Source organism: Micromonospora sp. DT4, assembly GCF_049841675.1.
GTDB lineage: Bacteria > Actinomycetota > Actinomycetes > Mycobacteriales > Micromonosporaceae > Micromonospora.
This window is the reverse complement of sequence record NZ_JBNCKT010000014.1, coordinates 1-16,682: the sequence shown is the minus strand read 5'-3', so window position 1 is coordinate 16,682 and position 16,682 is coordinate 1. Positions and strand designations below refer to the sequence as shown.

Sequence of the window (16,682 nt, the reverse complement as noted above, 5' to 3'; positions counted from 1 at the left end):
CGATGAGCAGCCCCGCAGACCTCACGCGTTTCTCGTTCAACCAGGCCACCGCCCAGCACTGGCCGTTGCCCGAGGTGGTCGCCGGCTGTGTGGCGGCGGGCGTACCAGGTATCGGGCTGTGGCGGGAGCCGGTGGCCGGGTACGGGTTGGCCCGTGCGGCGGAGCTGGTCCGCGACGCCGGCCTGACCGTCACCTCGCTGTGTCGGGGCGGCTTCTTCTCCGCCGACGACTGGCGCGCGGAGAACCTACGGGCCATCGAGGAGGCTGCCGCGCTGGGCGCGCCTGAGCTGGTGCTCGTCGCCGGCGGGCTGCCGGCGGGCAGCCGGGACGTCGACGGTGCCCGGCGTCGGGTCGCCGACGCGATCGGCGAGCTGGCGCCGCACGCGGCGGCGGCCGGCGTACGGCTGGCGATCGAACCGCTGCACCCGATGTTCGCCGCCGACCGCTGCGTGATCGCCACCCTCGGCCAGGCGCTCGACATCGCCGAGCGGTTCGATCCGGCGGTGGTCGGCGTGGTCGTGGACGCGTACCACGTGTGGTGGGACGACACGGTGTACGCGCAGATCGCCCGGGCCGGCGCGCGGATCGCCGCGTTCCAGGTCTGCGACTGGGTCACGCCGCTGCCGGAGGGCGTGCTGCTCGGCCGGGCGCTGCCCGGCGACGGGTGCATCGAGCTGCGGCGGCTGCGCGAGGCGGTGGACGCGGCCGGCTATCGTGGCCCGATCGAGGTGGAGGTCTTCTCCGCCGAGGTCTGGGCACGGCCGGGCGCGGAGGTGCTGGACGCGGCCATCGCCGGTTACCTACGCCACGTCGTCTGATCGACGCGGGGCGGTCCGGGCCGTGGGGGAGACGCCGGTCGGCGGTAGGGTCGTCCGCGTGGATCTGTTCGAGACCGCAGCCCTGCTCGGGGCACCCGTCGAAGCCGTCGAGCGTGTGCACCGGCTCGCCGGCGACCGGCCCTCGGCCCCGCTGCCCGCCAAGGCCGGTGCGCCCGCGATCCTCGACCGGCTCGCGGTGCCGCCGGACGACGCCGCCGAGATCATGGCAGGCTGGCCGGACGACGGGTCACCACTGTGGACGCCGGAGCTGCGCTGGCTGCTCGACCGTTCGATCGCGCTGGTCCGCGCGGATCTCGGCGGGTACGGCTGGCTGCCGCCCGGCCCGGAGCTGCCGCGCGACCGTGGTCCCGCTTGGCGGCATCTCTACGTGTACGCGTACCTCGCCCTGGTCGAGGTGGTGCGGGGCTACCACCGCGACCACGGCGTTCCCGACGCCGTGTCCTGGGCGACCCTCGCCGACCTGGGTCGCAACCTGGCCGTCGACCGGCGGATGCGCGGCGAGGGTTGGCCGGTCATGCAGAGCTGGTTGACGCTGCACGTGCGCGGTGCGGTCTACGAGTTGGGCCGGTTGCAGCACCACCGCGGCGACGGCGCCATCGGCCTGCACATCCCCGACGCGGGGCCGCTGACCCCGGAGGCGGTCTCGGCGTCGCTCGACCAGGGCCGCGCCTTCTTCGCGCGCCACTTCCCCGACGAGCGCTACACGGCGTTCTCCTGCGGCTCGTGGCTACTCGACCCCCAGTTGCGGGAGTACCTGCCCGAGGATTCCAACATCATCCGGTTCCAGCGACGGTTCGAGCTGGAGCCCTACCAGGAGCCGGAGGGGCTGGACGCCGACGTCGAGGTGCTGCGGTTCGTGTTCCGTACGCTGACCACGCCGCTCGACGAGCTGCCGCGCCGCACCGTCCTGCAACGCGCGATCGTCGACCACCTGTCGGCCGGGCGGCACTGGCAGTGGCGTCAGGGTCGCTTCCCGATCGACGCGTCCCATAGGCAGGGAGCCGTTCCGTACCTACCCTGATCCGATGCTCGCCGCCGAAGCCCCGAAGATCACGGACTGGATGCAGGCGTGGGGGAGCCAGGCCGGGTTGGTCATGTCGACTTCGCCGTCGTGGAGAAGTCCGAGGTGGTCCGCTTCGAGCTGACCGGTAGCGCCGCGTACGTCGGGCAGGCGAGGATCCGCTTCACGGACGCGGCCGGGCTGGTCTGGGTGCGGACGGGCATGGGGTCCCCGGTCCGCTACACCCCGGCGGAGAGCCCTCTGGCCAGGGCGTTCCGCCTGCTGCCCTGGGTGCTCCTGGTGATCCACGTGGTGCTGCCCGCGGTCGTCATCGCCGCCGTCGTCGCCGTGGTGCGGCTCTGGCCGTAGCGGGTGATTCTCCCCTCAGTCGCGGCGGAAACATGATCTAGGCACCGTCGACACATCGTGATCTTATGTGCACCGGCGATCCGTAACACCGTTCAAACCCTCGATTAACCGTCGGGGGCTTAGGTGGGGGAGCGCTCCCATGCGGGTCGCGTTCAATGGGAAAGCTCCGCACAGGAGCGATGGAAGGGAGTCTCGTGTCGATACGCACGAGCGGGAACAACCTGCGAAGACTGGCGATACCGACGCTGGTCATCGCTTTGATCACCGGCACAACCGGTGTCGCGGGATCGGCGTCGGCGGCCCCCGGAGACCGGCCGGCCAGCGGCGGCCCTGGCTACTTCACCAACGGATCCGACAGGCGCACCACCCTGACCGACGGGGCCGATCGTCGCGCCGACGCCGACGGGACCAGCCCGAAGACCGCCGTGGACGCCACCGGCTCCGGGGTCTATGTCGTCGAGTTGGCTGAGGAGCCGCTGACCACGTACGTCGGCGGGACGTCGGGGCTGGCGCGAACCCGCCCGACGCCGGGCAGCCGACTCGACGTGACGTCTGCACCGTCGCAGGCGTACCGCCGGCACCTCGACGCGCAGCGGTCCGCCGTCGCCGCCGCGGCCGGTGTCCAGGTCAAGGCGGCCTACACCGCCGCCTTCAACGGGTTCTCGGCGACGCTGACCGCGAAGCAGGCGACCGCGTTGCGGGCCGACAAGCGCGTCCGCGCCGTCACCGCCGCACGGGCACTGGGCACCCGATCGGCGACGCCGCTCGCGGCCTCCCCGAGCGCCACCACCGCCGGTACGTCCAACGTTGATCCCTCCGCCGTTGATCCCTCCGCCGTGGAGTCCGCCGCCAAGCCGGTCACGCCGGTCAAGCCCGGCCCCGCCACCGGCGCGGGCATGGTGGTCGGCATCCTGGACACCGGCATCTGGCCGGAGAGCGCGTCGTTCGCCAAGAAGATGCCCGCCCCCAAGGGCTGGCACGGCACGTGCCAGACCGGCGTCGCCTTCGTGGCGGAGCACTGCAACGGCAAAATCGTCGGTGCCCGGTACTTCGCCGACACCTGGCTCGCCGGCGGTGGCTCGGTGCCCGAGGGTGAGGTGCTGTCCCCCCGCGACATGGCGGGGCACGGTACGCACACCGCGTCCACCGCCGCCGGTCTGCCGGTGCGGGACGTCACGATCGACGGCCGGTCCTTCGGTCCGGTCTCCGGTGTGGCGCCGGACGCCCAGATCGCCGTCTACAAGGTGCTCTGGGGCGGGATGGGCTTCGACGCCGACATCATCGCCGGCATCGACGCGGCCGTCGCCGACGGTGTGCAGGTCCTGAACTTCTCCATCGGCAGCGACTTCGGCGACTGGGAGGCCAACACCCCCATCGGCGTCGCCTTCCTCAACGCCACGCTGTCCGGGGTCTTCGTCGCGGCGTCGGCGGGGAACACCGGCATCGTGAGCGGGGCCATCAGCAACGCGGCGCCCTGGGTCACCACGGTGGGCGCGGCGGTGACCAACCTCGACGAGGCCACCGTCAAGCTGGGCGACGGCGCGAAGCTGGTCGGCGGCTCGCTGGACGCGTTGCCCGGCGGCTCGCGGCAGATCGTCTTCGGCGACCAGGCCGGCTCGCTGGAGCAGGGCTCGGCATACTGCGAGCCGGGCAGCCTGGACCCGGGCAAGATCAAGGGCAAGGTGGTGGCCTGCGCGCTGTCGACCCCCTTCGACTCCGCGATGGAGGTGAAGGAGAAGGGTGGGACGGCGATGGTGGTGTTCGCCCCGGTCGGCAACTACCGGGTCAACTCCGTCTACAACTTCCCGGTGGTCTATCTGAACACCGAGAAGCAGGCCGGCACGCTGTTCAACTACCTGATGCGCCACCCGACCGATGCCACTGTCTCCCTGCGTAGCGGCGGCGACGGCTCCAGCGTTCCGGGCGTACCGAGCGTGGCGGACTTCTCCTCCACCGGCCCGGCCATGGTGACCCTCGGCGTCTTCAAGCCGGATCTGGTCGCGCCGGGAGCGGATATCATCGCGGCGGTCTCGCCGGCAGGCAACTTCGGGCGGAACTACGACGCGTACTCCGGCACCTCGATGGCCTCGCCCTACGTGGCCGGCGCGGCGGCGATCCTGCGCGCCACGCACCCGACCTGGTCGCCGGGATCGGTCGCCTCGGCCCTGCGGACCACCGCCACCGACACCCGGGGCACCACCAGCCCGTTGGACCAGGGCAGCGGTTTCATCAACCTGGCCGGAGCCATAGACCCGGGGCTGGTCATCGAACCGGCCGCGGCCGACCTGGTCACGTTCAGTGAGACGGCCCAGCCCGATGGCAAGGAACTCAACCTGCCGGCCATCTCGCTGCGCGAGTACGACGGCACCCGCCCGGTGACCGTCACCCGCACCATGACCAACGTGGGCACGACGCGGGAGACCTACCGGTCGTCGGTGTCCGGCCTGCCCGGCATGAAGGTCACGGTGTCACCCGCGTCGGTGACGCTCGCGCCCGGCAAGTCCGCGACGGTGACCATCACGTTTCGTCGGGGTAGCGCCCCCTGGGACCGGTACGTCACCGGGTCGATCACCTGGCGCGGCAAGGCCCACAGCGCCCGCATCCCCGTCGCCGCCCGCCCGTGGGGTATCACCCCCCGGCCGTACGCTGACGACGGCGAGGAGTTCGGTCGGATGGCCAGCGGCTCGTTCGGCTATGCCCAGCCGGGGTTCAGCGGGCCGCTCACCGGTCGTAGCACCGGCTACACGCCGATGCGCCGGGAGTCATACTCGATGCCGGCCGACGTGTACGGCGGCGTCTTCGACCCCAGCGCGTCCGGGGTGAAGAAGATTGACTTCACGGTGCCGGCGAACACCGCCGGCATCATCGTCGAGGCCAACACCGAGGACCCGAACACCAACCTCGACCTGTACCTGTACAAGGGCGACACCCTCGTCGACAGCAGTGACAGGTACTGGACCAGCGCGGAGCAGGCCTACAAGTTCCTGCCCGAGCCGGGGCGCTACACGGCGTACGTGTTCGCCCAGGTGCCCGGTGGCCCGGTCGTGGACTTCCAGTTTGGTCATGCCATCATCGGCCGCGACGCCACGTACTCGCCGGCCACGCTGACGTTGCCGTCGGCGACCGAGCGCGGTAAGAGCCTCAACTTCACGTTGAAGCCCAACCAGCCGCTGCCCGCGGGCGACTTCTGGGCGTACACCGAGTACCGCACCAACGGCACGGTCGTCCCCGGCAACCTGGTCTACACCCAGCAGAGCGCCTGGGAGGAGTAGCCGTACCGAAATCGTGGGGCGGCGCCGTTGTGCGCCGCCCCACTGCTCTTCCTAGCGCTGCCAGGCGTCGATGGCGCGTACGCCGTCGCGCAGGGTCCGGTCCAGGATGGCGAAGTTGCCGTTGCTGCCTTCCCAGCCCCGGTCGTTGAAGACCGTCACCACGCCGTCGACCCGGGCCACGGCGATCTGGCTGGACGTGTCGCCTCCGGTGCGCTCGCCGTTCGGGTTCGAGTCGTCGCCGACCCGGTGGACGACGCCGACTCGGGCGCGTCTGCGCCCGTCGTACAGGCGGTGCTCAGCGCGACGGTGCCGAGCAACGGCAGGATCATGGCTCGGGTGGTCGGCGACAGCGCGTATCGGCTCATGGTTCCCCCTCACCTCGACCCGAACAGTTCCCTGCCACGACCGAGCGGAAACGATCAGCGCCACCGCCAGGGTCCGGCAACACCTCCGCTCGCGGCTCTACCGGTCAGATCCGCGGTGCCAGCCGCCCCACGGGGCGGGCGAGGGCTGGCCCCGCCCGCTGCGGCGGGCAATCAGGTGACCGTGACGGTCAGGTTGAGCGATCGCGTCTCCCCGCCGGTATAGGTGATCGTCACCCGCGCGGTGAAGGTGCCCTTGCGCGGGTAGCTGTGACTCGTCGACCGCAGCGTCGTACCGTGCGTGACGGTGCTGTTGTCGCCGAAGTCCCACGCGTAGTCGGTGATGCTCTGCCCCGACGGCGCGGTCGCGGTGGCGGTCAGCGTGGTCGTCAACGGAGCGGCACCGCCGGTCGGGTTTGCCGCGATCGACAGGGTCCCGCCCGGCTCCTGCTTGACGCCGGCGCCGTTGAACCGCATCCAGTCCAGCGACATCAGGTCCGGCGTGCCGCCGACCTGGGCGGCGTTGACGAACTTCGCGTACAGGGTGATGGTGCCGGTCGGCTTGTTGGTCAGCGTGACGGTGGGCGACGCCAGGTTGTCCCACCCTCCGGTGGAGGCGATGGTGGCCGTACCGATCAACGTCCCGGTGGGCGAGCCGGTCCGCAGCTCGATGGTGCCGCCGAGGCCGCCGTTGGTCACCCCGAGCGTCACCGAGCCGATGTTGCGGAGGTCCACCGGCCCGTACGCCGCCCAGTCGTTGTGGTCGACGTCGCCGAGCCGCTTGCCGGCGCGGGCGGTGGTCCGGTCGTTGACGATGAGGCCGGACTGGGCGGTGAAGTGCTCGGCCTCCTTGCTCTTGGGCTGCAACTGGACCCGGGTCGAGCCGGTCAGCGCCGGCACGCCGCCGGCCGCGCCGCCGTCGGTGTACTGCGCGGTGATCAGGGTGTAGAGGTTCTGCCCCGGCCCGTGCCCGTCGCCGGCGTCCGCCTCGGTGGCCAGCAACCCGGAGCAACCGGTGTAGACGTCCAGCGGGTGGGCGTGCGTGTCGTGGCCGAGCTGCGTCTGCACGGTCACCTTGGCGCAGTCGATGGTGGTGTCCTCCGGGTCGGTGACCGTCACCGTGTACGGAATCTTGTCCCCGAAGTCGAAGAAGCCACCGTCGGGCACGCTGATGGTGACCGTCGGCCGGGTGTTGCCGACGACGACGTCGGTGACGGCGGTGGCGGTCAGCCCGTTGCCGCTGTTGCGGACGGTCAGCCGGGCGGTGTGCGTCCCGGCGGTCGGGTAGGTGAAGCTCGGATTGGCGGCGGTGGAGTCGGTGGTGCCGTCGTTGGTGAAGTCCCAGGCGTAGCTGAGCGCCGTGCCGTCACCGGCCGTCGTGCCGGCCGAGGAGAAGCTGACCGTGAGCGGCGCGCGCCCGCTGTCCGGGGTGGCGGCGATCTTCGCGGTCGGTGGTCGGCCGTTGGCCACGTAGTCGATCCGGTAGATGCCGGCGCCGGCGTTGCTGCCGCCGCGACCGCTGCCGGTGCCCTCGCCGAAGTCGATGACGTAGAGCGAGCCGTCCGGGCCGAACTCCGCCTCGAAGGGCTGGATCCAGCTCATGTTGTCGAAGATCCCGTTGATCGACTGGAGGTCGCCGACCGCGGTGGGACCGAAGCGCGAGTTGGTAAAGGTTTGCGCCGTCCGGTGGATCGAGAGCGTCTTGAACCACTTACGCGTGAACTCGTACGTGATCCACTTGCCCTCGAAGTACTCCGGGAACTTGGTGGTGCGGGTGTTCGCGGGGTCGTAGTCGTAGACCGGCCCGCTCATCGGGCCGCCACCGCCGGTGCCTACCTCCGGGAACTGGGTGGAGGCGGAGTACGCGTACCAGACCAGCGCCGACTTCGCCGCCGGCAGGGTGGTCAGGCCGGTGTTGTTGGGGGAGTTGTTCGTCGGCGCGGCGCAGTTGAACTTCGCCCCGGAAGTGCTGGTGGCGAAGTTGTAGTCGTTGAACGGGATGTTGTTGCCCACGCAGTACGGCCAGCCGTAGTTGCCGGGGGCGGTGATGCGGTTGAACTCGACCGTCCCTTCCGGGCCGCGGTTGGGGTCGGCGGCGCGGGCGTCCGGGCCGTAGTCACCGACGAGCACCGCGTTCGTCTGCGGCTCGATGGTGATCCGGAACGGGTTGCGCATGCCCATCGCGTAGATCTCCGGCCGGGTTCTCGCCGTGCCGGCCGGGAAGAGGTTGCCGCTCGGCACGGTGTACGTACCGTCGGCCTGCGGAGTGATCCGCAGGATCTTGCCGCGCAGGTCGTTGGTGTTGCCGGCGGTGCCCTGGGCGTCCCAGGCGGCCCGGCCGGACTGCTCGTCGATGGGGGTGTAGCCGCTGGAGGCGAACGGGTCGGTGTTGTCGCCGATCGCGGCGTACAGGCGACCGGCCGCGTCCATGGCCAGCGATCCGCCCATGTGCGAGTTGGCCCGCCCGACGCCCCGGTGCGTCGGGACGGTCAGCAGCCGCTTCTCCGAGGAGAGCGCGACGCTGTTGTTCGCCACCGTGAACCGCGACAGGTTGAGCTGTTTGAGGGTCTTGTCCGACCAGAGCAGGTAGACCCAGCCGTTGCTGGCGAAGTCACGGTCCAGGGTCATCCCGAGCAGGCCGTCGGACTGGTCGGTCATCGCCGAGGTGTACGCGAAGTCGAGCAGCGTGGTGACCTGGAGCGTGTTCGAGTCGACCACCTTGAGTGCGCCGGTGCGCTGGATGTAGTAGACCCTGCGGTCGGGGGCGACGGCCAGCTCGAAGGGGTCGGCCAGGTTCTCGGTGACCAGACCCACCCGCTCGAAGGTGCCGGTTTCGGTCGCCGAGCAGTCGCCAGCGACCGCGCCGGCGGCCCACTCGATGCCGTAGCGCAGATGCTCCAGGAACGCCGGCTCGCTGAACCGGGAGCTGGCGTGCCCGCCGGCGGTGAACCAGGACCGGCCGCCGTCGTAGCGCTGACACCAGGAGTACGCGTGGTCGACGCCCTCGTCCAGGCCGTTGATCCCGTCACGCACCTTGATCTGCGCGAGGGTGTGCACGTTGCCGGTGGGGTTGGTCCGCCAGTTGTACCACTCCTCGCTCTGCTCCCACAGCTCCGGCAGGTTGCGGGTGGAGGGGTGGGCGCGGTCGAGGACCTTGACCCGACCCGGGTACGTCCCGCCGGTGGCCGAGAAGTCGGGGTGGTGGTCGAAGATGGTGCCGACCAGGCCCTCGTACCAGGGCCAGTCCCGTTCGCTCGCCGAGGCGGCGTGCAGCCCGGCCCAGCCGCCGCCGTTGCGGATGAACGTCTGCAACGCCGCGCGCTGGCTGGCGTTGAGCAGGTCACCCGAGGCGGGGGTGGAGTTGGTGTTGTTGAAGACCAGGGCGTCGAAGGTGGCGAGGTTGGCGTCGGTGAAGGCGCCCGCGTCGGTGGTGGCGACCACCTCGAAGTTGTGCGCCGTCCCGAGCTGTTGGATCGCGGCGACGCCGGCCGGGATCGAGTCGTGGTAGAAGTTGGTGATCTTCGAGAAGACCAGCACCCGGAAGCGTGGGGCCGCCTCGGCGGGCAGGGCGGTGGTGGTGCTCAGGATGGTGGCGACGGTGAGCAGGGCGAGGCAGATCGCGCGCAGGTGTTTGGGCATGGGGGGCGCTCCCTGTCGGACGGTGAGGGTCGGAAAGCGCTTTCTCGCTGCCCGCATCACGGTACTGACAGCCAGTTGCGAGCGTCAATAGATCCGAGGTAAGCGGTTTCCTGACGGACGGCGGGGCCCGACTTTCCGCACGGACGCCCGGTCGCGGCGGGGGCGCTATACCCGGGCCGGTGGCAGGAGCAGCGCCTCCGCGCCGACCGGGCGGAACCCGGCCGCCTGGAAGGCGCGCACACTGCGCGCGTTGCCGGCGGCCTGCTGTGCCCAGAGCGGTTGCCCGTCGGGTACGAGATGCCGGGCGGCCGTCGCCAGCGCCCGTCCCAGGCCCCGGTGACGGCATCCCTCGTCGACCTCGACCGACGTCTCCCAGCGACCCGCCACGCCTCGACCCAGGATGACCACCCCGCCGTCGGCGGCCCAGACCCGGACGTCGTCGCGACGCCGACGCGCCCGGCCCGCGCGGCCGTGCCCGCTCTTCGTCACCTCGGTCAGCGTCAGCGGGGGCGCGCCGGGAAGAGGGCTCGCGACCGTCAGGAGGTCGATGGTGTCGGTGGATCGCCCGGTGCGGTCGAGCAGCGCGGCGAGGAAGCGCGGGTTCATCGTGGCCGCCAGGCCGTCGCAGTCGAGAGTCGCCAGGGTGCGACGTACCCATTGGGGGTCTTCGTCGGTGAACACCACAGAGTGTGCGGTGAACGCGATGACTCCGGCGTCGCGGTGGCATGGCTGCGGTACGACGGTGGTCCCGCCGTCCGCCGGCGGGAACTGCCCGTTCGCTGCCGCTCGCAGGATGTCGGCCAACGTGTTCCCGGCGATCGTCGTCTCCTCGGTGCGGCGGAACACGCTCGGCGGCCGGCGCGTCACGCGCCGGCCGCTGAGGCGAGTCGATTTCAGCTTCCGGTGCAGGTGGCGGTGGTGCCGCTGCCGTTTCCGGTGCCCTGGAATCCGAAACTGGTGGTCTGGCCCGCGGCCAGCCGTCCGTTGTAGCTCTGGTTGGTGACCGTGATGGTGCCGCTGCTGCCGGTCGCGACCCCGTTCCACAGTGAGGTCACGGTCGCGCCGCTCGGCAGGTTGAGGGTGACCCGCCAACCGCTGAGGGCGCTGCTTCCGGCGGTGACGGTGACGTTGGCGACGAATCCACCGTTCCACTGGTCCTGCACGGCGTAGGTAGCGGTGCAGGCGGTGCCGGTCGGCGGCGGAGTGGTGGGTGGCGGGGTGGTGGGCGGGGGAGTCGTGGGCGGCGGGGTGGTCGGCGGAGGGGTGGTCGGCGGTGGCGTGGTCGGCGGTGGCGTGGTGGGCGGCGTGCCGCCGTCGAGCGTCAGGTTCCTCTGCTGGACGGTCCACTGCGTACGGCAGAGACCGCAGTTGGCGCCGACGAAGTTGGCGCCGGCGGTGGTGTCGCCCTTCAGGCGCCACTTGAGGTAGAGCACCGCGACGCGGCCGAACTCACCGCCGTTGGTCTGGTCGTAGGTGCCGCCGTGCCCGACGTTGAGGTTGCCCATGAAGGCGGGCAGCCCGGACGGCAGCTTGCCCCAGTCGTCGATGGCGTTCGGGTAGGCGATGTCGCTGGGTCCACCGATGATGTAGGCGATCGGCTTGGTCAGTCTCCTGAGCTGGTAATCGTCGGCGTCGTTGAGCAGGCCACTGCTGAAGATGCCGGTCGTGGTGACGCGTGGGTCGTTGGAGACGGCGTACGCCTCCAGTCCGCCGCAGGAGAAGCCCGCGACCGCGACCTTGGTCGTGTCGATCTTGTTGAGGTACTTGCTGCCCTGCCGGGAGTTCTCCGCGATGGCCCAGTCGATCGACTGGGTCAGCATCTGGGAATTGGTGGAGCCGGACCCGTTCGGAGCGCCGTTGGCGATGACGAGGAAGCCGTGCGAGGCGATCTCGCGCAGGAAGTTGCCCTGGGAGAGGCCGTTGGCCGAGCATCCGCCGTTGCCCCAGACGAAGATGGGGAGGCGTTCGGACGGGAGCGTCTGGGGCCGGAAGATGGTGTGGTTGGCCAGGCTGGCCGAGGTCTCGTAGTCGGCGGGATAGGGGCCGGAACCGCCGACGGCGGCACCCGCCGGTGTCGCGCCGAGCGCGATGATCACCGAGGCGACCGGGACGACGGCGGCGGCCAAGCCCGCGTAGATCTTCGCTCTTCTTCTCATGCACCCCTCCAACGGATGTCACGTGGGCTCCCTGCGGCGGCGGCGGCGGTGGCGGCTGTTCGTTCGCGCAGTGACCGGTGGTCGGCGCAGGCCACGGGCCAGGTCGATGTGTACGCGTCGACCACCCGGCGGGGTCCCCACAGGCGATCCGATGGGAGCAGCGTGCAGTTACTATCACTGCTGTAACGAAAAGTGTCAATGTCTCGTCTATCGTGCGGCGGCCACCGCCGTCGTCAGCCCGCGCGCCTGCCGGCGGTCGATCCCGGTGTCGAAAGGTCGTCCGACGCCTCGAAGTGGGTGATCCACGCGGCGGCCTCCGGCCAGTGCGGTGTCGCCACTTCGACCAGCCGCGCCTGCGCGAGCGCGCCGAGCGCGGAGTGGATCTCCAGGAAGGTCTCCCTCGCCTCCCGGCGAGGCCACGGCTTCGGCAGTAGATGGTCGGGCAGGTCCGGGTCGATGTCGGCGAACCTCCGCCAGGAGTCCATGGCCGAGGTCCGCGCCACCAGTGCCCGTGCCGCACCCACCGCGCTGTCACGCACGGCCAGCCGCAGCGGCGCGTACCGCTGGATGAAGTTCGCGTACGCGGACGAGAGCGCGGCCAGGTCGTACGCGGCGGCCGGCCCGTGCGGTCCGGACTCCTCGTCGAACCGGACGTGCAGGACCGGCCACCGGGCGCCCTCGACGTGGCTCAGCAGCTCACTCAGCACGCCCTTCGCGGGTGTGGCGTCGGACCCCGGCCGGATCCACACGCTGTCGTACAGGCCCGCGAAGCGCAGCGCGCCCAGCGCCCTGCGCACGGCGTGCCGCGACGCCTGACCGGAGCTCGGGATCGAGAAGGAGGCCAGCACCCAGTCGCCGGTCCAGTGCGGCGGCTGGGCACCGAAGGTCAGGAATTGCCGCATCCGCGCGCGATGCCGGGCGATCGCCTCGGGCGTCAGGTGGTAGACCGGGGGCCTCCGGTCCGCCCTCGTCGCGATGAGGCCACGCCTGACCAGGCGGGACAGGGCGGCACGAGCGCTGGACTCGCTGACCCCGAACTCCCGCAGGACAGCGATGACCGCCGCAGACGGCAGATCGGCGTCCGCCGAGTCGAGATACTCGCCGAGCACGGTCGCCAACAGGTGCTGCGGGCTGGACCCGACCTGGGCGCGAGGGGTTCGCACGTCGTCACCGTTCACGTCACCGGATTGCCGCACGGGTGACGTGCGCCGTCGCAGCCCGTCAGCTCAGGGTGGCCGCCCTGCGCAGCAGCACGGAGCGTTCGCGCTGGTTGGCGCAGAGCCGGGCCGCCAGTTCCAGCTCGGCGCGGGCCTCGGCCCGCCGCCCGAGCCGGGCCAGCAGTTCGCCGCGTACGGTCGGCACCAGATGTGAGCGGGGGAGTCGGCCGGCGGCGACGAGCTCCTCCACGATGGCCAGCGCCCGCGCCGGACCGGTGGCCATGGCCACGGCGACGGCCCGGTTGAGCGGGCGGGAGCACCGGGTGACAACTGACGAACATCAGGGCCAGGACGTCGTCGTGACGCCACCCCGCACCGACCCGCGGCAGCGCCACGAAGCGAGCCGCCACACCGTTGCCGACGCGGCTCGACGTCACCGGGGGCGGTTGACAGACGGGCATACTCGGCGGATCGTTGCATCGGCAAACATCGCTATGTCAACGACTGGACCGAGGCCCCCGGAACGTCGTCGCGAAAGGACAGCCATGCGTATTTCCGTGCACCGCATCGCCGGGATACTCGCCGCCGTCGTGATCACCCCCCCCTTGCCGCGACGGTACCGGCGTCGCCCGCGGTGGCTGGTGAGCCGTTCCAGAGCCCGGACGTCGGCCTGGTCTTCTACTCGGCGTACCCCACCGAAGTGGTCGGCAGGCAGGCCACCCCCGACGGACTCTGCCACCGGGTCCCGGCCGACGCGAGGTGGCTGCTCACCTGGAGCGGCGGCTTCGGCAGCGTCCCGGGCTACCGGACCGCCGACTGCAGCGGCCCGGCGGCCGAGCTCAACAACGTCCACAGCTGGTCGACCGGCTTCTACCTCACCTACCGGGCGAGCTGACCCTGTCGACACGTCGCAGAGTTCAGGAGTTCACGATGACGTTCTCCCGCACAGCCCTACGGATCGCCGCCACCGCGACGGCGACGATGCTGCTCGCCCTCGTCGGCGGCAGCCCGGTCACGGCGGCACCCGCCCCGACGGCGGGCACCTCGTCGACCTGGACGCTCGTCGACCTGCCGCAGCGCATCTGCGCCACCCCGGACGACCCGCGCACCCTGTACTACTTCGTCGTCCTCGACGGCACCTGGTCGGCGCCGATCTCCGTCGGCTACACGGGCATGCCGAACGGCGTCGAGGTGTACAGCCCGCTGACCGCCCTCCCCGGCTCCGGGGACGGACACGTCGTCCAGGTGCTGGCCGCGTTCCGTCTCAGTGGTGTCGCGCCCGGCCGGTACGTGCCGCGGCTTGAGGCCAGCGACGGCAGCGTCACGCAGGGGGTCCCGGTCGTTCTCGACATCCGGACGTCCTGCTAGCGCCTGCCCTCTCCGGAGCTGACCGTCGGTGCCAGCGCCCAGGACGGGCGCCACGTCCCCGCGGGTGACGGCGCCAGGCCCGCGCAGTGGTCGATCACCGCGCGTAGCCCCGGGTGCGGGTTCGCGCGGCGCAGGATGAGCGAGAGTGGGTACGCGAGCGTCGGGCGCGCGATCGGGATGCGCCGCAGGTCGTGGCCTGTCGGCCAGAGGTACCGGTCGCGCGTGTCGACGAGGGTCGCCACGTCGGCGGACGCCGCGAGGATGTCGAGCAGCACCTCGTTGCCGAAGTTCGGGCCGGCGGCGTCGATGCGCAGGTCGAACTCGGTGGCGAGTTGGTCGTAGAAGTCCGCCCACTCGCTTCCGGGCGCGATGCCCGGCACCCAGATCCGGTGCCCGCGCAGTCGGGCCGGTGTCAGCGTGCGCGCGGCGGCGAGCGGGTGCCGTGGGCCGACGAGCAGTTCCAGCGGCGAGTCGAACGCGTGGACCATCCGTACGTCGCGCGGCAGCGTCGCCGGGTCGGTGACCGACCGGAACGAGGCGTCGACATCGCCCGCCTGGACGGCGGCGACCGCCTCGCGCGGGTCGGTGACCCGCAGGGTCACCACGTCGAGATCGATCTCCGGATGTGACCGCCAGTAGTCGTGCAGGACGACTGCCTGCGCGGACCGCAGGCCGAGTACGTCGATCCGCAGGGCCCGCGAGCCCGGTCTGATCGCGGCGAGGGCGCGGTCCACCCCGGCCACGATGCCCCGGGCGTGCGGGAGGAACGCCTGGCCGTCGAGTGTCAGCTCGACCCCTCGGGGGGTACGCGTGAACAACCGGACGTCGAGGGCGCGCTCAAGGGCCGCGATCCGCTTCGACACGGCCTGCTGCGTCACGCCCAGCTCCTCGGCCGCGTGCTGCAACTGCCCGAACTCGGCCGCCCGCACGAACGACCGCACCGCCTCGGTATCCATCGGCCCATCATCCACCCGCACAACCGACGGTTGTGACACGCCCGGTGAGCGGTTGTTTGCGCCGACGTCGACGGCGTTGGTGTGCTACCCGGACCCGAGCGTCGGTTGTCACGAGGGGGGCGGATGCGCGCGCGGTGGGGGTCCGGTTTCGGTTGGCTGTGGTCGGCCTACGCCGTCAGCACGTACGGCACGTGGATAGCCTTCGGCGCGTTCCCGTTGATCGCGGTTCGCGTCCTGCACTCACCGGCGTTCGCCGTGTCGATCCTGGCGGCGGCCGGGCCGGCAGTCGCGGCGGTCGTGGCGTTCTCGCTCGGGCCGTGGGTCGAGCGCCGGGCGAAGCGTCCGGTGCTGGTCGGCATGGACCTGCTCCGGTTCGTGGCCATGGCGAGTGTCCCGCTCGCGTACGCCTTCGGTCTGCTGTCCTACGGCCAGTTGCTGGTCGTCGCGGTCCTCTCCGGGACCGCGGGCATCGCCTTCGCCGCCGCGTCCGGCGCGTACCTCAAGTACCTCGTCCAGGGCTATGACCTGCTGGTGGCGAACGGGCGGTTCGAGGCCACGAACTGGGCGGCGACCGCGGTGGGCCCGCCCCTCGGTGGCGCGCTGGTCGGGCTGCTCGGCCCGGTCGTCACCGTCGCGGCCGACGCCCTCAGCTACCTGCTCTCGGCGCTCGCGGTCCTGCGCATCCGCGGCGGCGACGTCGCGTCGCCCCCGGCCCGTGCCGGCCGGATGCGCGGCGCCGATCTTCTGGTCGGCTGGCGGTTCATCCTGCACGACGGTGCCCTGCGCGGGCTGTTCCTGAACTCGATCCTGGTCGGCGGCCTCATCATGGCCACCGCGCCGTTGCTGGCCGTGCTCCTGCTGGGTCAGTACCACCTCCCGGCGTGGCAGTACGGTCTCGCCTTCGGCATCCCGGCGCTCGGCGGCCTGGCGGGCGCCCGCCTGTCCGCGCGCCTCGTGGCCCGCCACGGACGGCACCGGGTCATGATCGTCTCCGGGTGGTTGCGCTCGGTCTTCCCACTCGGTCTCGCGTTCGTCCAGCCGGGCATCCCCGGACTCGTCACCGTGATCGTCGTCGAGGGACTGCTGATCACCTGCATGGGTGTCTTCAACCCGATCTCCGCGACCGAGCGACTGCACCGCACCCCGCTCGGCCACACCGCACGCGTCCTCAGCACGTGGAGTGCCGTCAGCAGACTCGTCCAGGCGGTCCTGGTGGTGCTCTGGGGGGTCCTCGCGACCCTCACCAGCCCTCTCGCGGCGATCACTGTCTCCGGCGTTCTCCTGCCCGCCACCCCGCTCCTGCTGCCCGGGCGAACGCCACCGGTGGCCACCGAGCCCGCCGCGTCCGGGAGAGATGTCCAGGTCGGATGAGCCACCTCCGTGACCGTCCGCTTTATATTTCAGTTCGTCGATGTTGGCGTTAACTTAACTCCGTCGTTCGCCGGTCGGCATGAATCTCGGCGGGGCCGGCGAGATCGGAGGACGCTTATTGACCAGTAACCCAAAGGTGCCGTGGTTAGCCGGCTGCGTAGCGGACTTCTGGCTTGCCGAACAAGGCTTTCAC

14 protein-coding genes are annotated in these 16,682 nt (G+C 71.1%); 7 read left to right on the top strand and 7 right to left on the bottom strand.

Going from position 1 to position 16,682, the window contains the following annotated elements:
• The first annotated feature begins 2 nt into the window (after positions 1–2).
• The 4 genes from ACLQ24_RS07130 (at position 3) to ACLQ24_RS07115 (ending at position 5,480) form a co-directional block, all read left to right on the top strand.
• On the top strand, positions 3–818 hold the full coding sequence (locus tag ACLQ24_RS07130; RefSeq protein WP_425889796.1) for a sugar phosphate isomerase/epimerase family protein: 816 nt from the start codon (positions 3–5) through the stop codon (positions 816–818).
• Between the two features lie 58 nt (positions 819–876).
• Entirely contained in the window at positions 877–1,860 is a 984-nt protein-coding gene (locus ACLQ24_RS07125) for an acyltransferase domain-containing protein (protein WP_425889795.1), read from the top strand.
• Between the two features lie 48 nt (positions 1,861–1,908).
• The gene (locus ACLQ24_RS07120; RefSeq protein ID WP_425889793.1) at positions 1,909–2,208 is read left to right on the top strand and encodes a hypothetical protein; all 300 of its coding nucleotides are present in this window, start codon (positions 1,909–1,911) and stop codon (positions 2,206–2,208) included.
• A 194-nt stretch (positions 2,209–2,402) separates the two neighbouring features.
• Positions 2,403–5,480 (top strand): S8 family serine peptidase, encoded by a 3,078-nt coding sequence (locus tag ACLQ24_RS07115; RefSeq protein WP_425889791.1) that lies wholly within the window; start codon positions 2,403–2,405, stop codon positions 5,478–5,480.
• Between the two features lie 51 nt (positions 5,481–5,531).
• On the opposite strand, the gene ACLQ24_RS07110 is transcribed toward ACLQ24_RS07115, so the two are convergent.
• The 6 genes from ACLQ24_RS07110 to ACLQ24_RS07085 all read right to left on the bottom strand — a co-directional run bounded on the left by ACLQ24_RS07110 (position 5,532) and on the right by ACLQ24_RS07085 (position 13,077).
• Positions 5,532–5,858: a hypothetical protein gene (locus ACLQ24_RS07110; RefSeq protein ID WP_425889790.1), complete on the bottom strand. Its 327-nt coding sequence runs from the start codon at positions 5,856–5,858 to the stop codon at positions 5,532–5,534.
• Between the two features lie 158 nt (positions 5,859–6,016).
• Positions 6,017–9,481 (bottom strand): ThuA domain-containing protein, encoded by a 3,465-nt coding sequence (locus tag ACLQ24_RS07105; protein ID WP_425889788.1) that lies wholly within the window; start codon positions 9,479–9,481, stop codon positions 6,017–6,019.
• 165 nt (positions 9,482–9,646) lie between these two features.
• Positions 9,647–10,300 carry a GNAT family N-acetyltransferase gene (locus tag ACLQ24_RS07100; RefSeq protein WP_425889864.1) on the bottom strand — a complete coding sequence of 218 codons (654 nt, stop codon included), beginning with the start codon at positions 10,298–10,300 and terminating at the stop codon, positions 9,647–9,649.
• Between the two features lie 74 nt (positions 10,301–10,374).
• The gene (locus ACLQ24_RS07095) at positions 10,375–11,637 is read right to left on the bottom strand and encodes a cellulose binding domain-containing protein (protein WP_425889786.1); all 1,263 of its coding nucleotides are present in this window, start codon (positions 11,635–11,637) and stop codon (positions 10,375–10,377) included.
• 233 nt (positions 11,638–11,870) lie between these two features.
• Positions 11,871–12,800: a PaaX family transcriptional regulator C-terminal domain-containing protein gene (locus ACLQ24_RS07090; RefSeq protein ID WP_425889784.1), complete on the bottom strand. Its 930-nt coding sequence runs from the start codon at positions 12,798–12,800 to the stop codon at positions 11,871–11,873.
• Between the two features lie 58 nt (positions 12,801–12,858).
• Positions 12,859–13,077 carry a hypothetical protein gene (locus ACLQ24_RS07085; protein ID WP_425889783.1) on the bottom strand — a complete coding sequence of 73 codons (219 nt, stop codon included), beginning with the start codon at positions 13,075–13,077 and terminating at the stop codon, positions 12,859–12,861.
• 351 nt (positions 13,078–13,428) lie between these two features.
• Here ACLQ24_RS07085 and ACLQ24_RS07080 point away from each other — a divergent pair, with 351 nt between their 5' ends.
• Positions 13,429–13,689 carry a hypothetical protein gene (locus ACLQ24_RS07080; protein WP_425889781.1) on the top strand — a complete coding sequence of 87 codons (261 nt, stop codon included), beginning with the start codon at positions 13,429–13,431 and terminating at the stop codon, positions 13,687–13,689.
• A gap of 35 nt (positions 13,690–13,724) precedes the next feature.
• Positions 13,725–14,162: a DUF5980 family protein gene (locus ACLQ24_RS07075; protein ID WP_425889779.1), complete on the top strand. Its 438-nt coding sequence runs from the start codon at positions 13,725–13,727 to the stop codon at positions 14,160–14,162.
• Here ACLQ24_RS07075 and ACLQ24_RS07070 read toward each other — a convergent pair.
• Positions 14,159–15,118, bottom strand: a complete 960-nt coding sequence (locus ACLQ24_RS07070) for a LysR family transcriptional regulator (protein ID WP_425889777.1) — start codon at positions 15,116–15,118, stop codon at positions 14,159–14,161. The two genes, ACLQ24_RS07075 and ACLQ24_RS07070, sit on opposite strands and share 4 nt — an antisense overlap.
• A 123-nt stretch (positions 15,119–15,241) precedes the next feature.
• Between ACLQ24_RS07070 and ACLQ24_RS07065 the strand changes: the two genes are divergently transcribed.
• Positions 15,242–16,489 (top strand): MFS transporter, encoded by a 1,248-nt coding sequence (locus tag ACLQ24_RS07065; RefSeq protein WP_425889776.1) that lies wholly within the window; start codon positions 15,242–15,244, stop codon positions 16,487–16,489.
• Positions 16,490–16,682 lie beyond the last annotated feature (193 nt).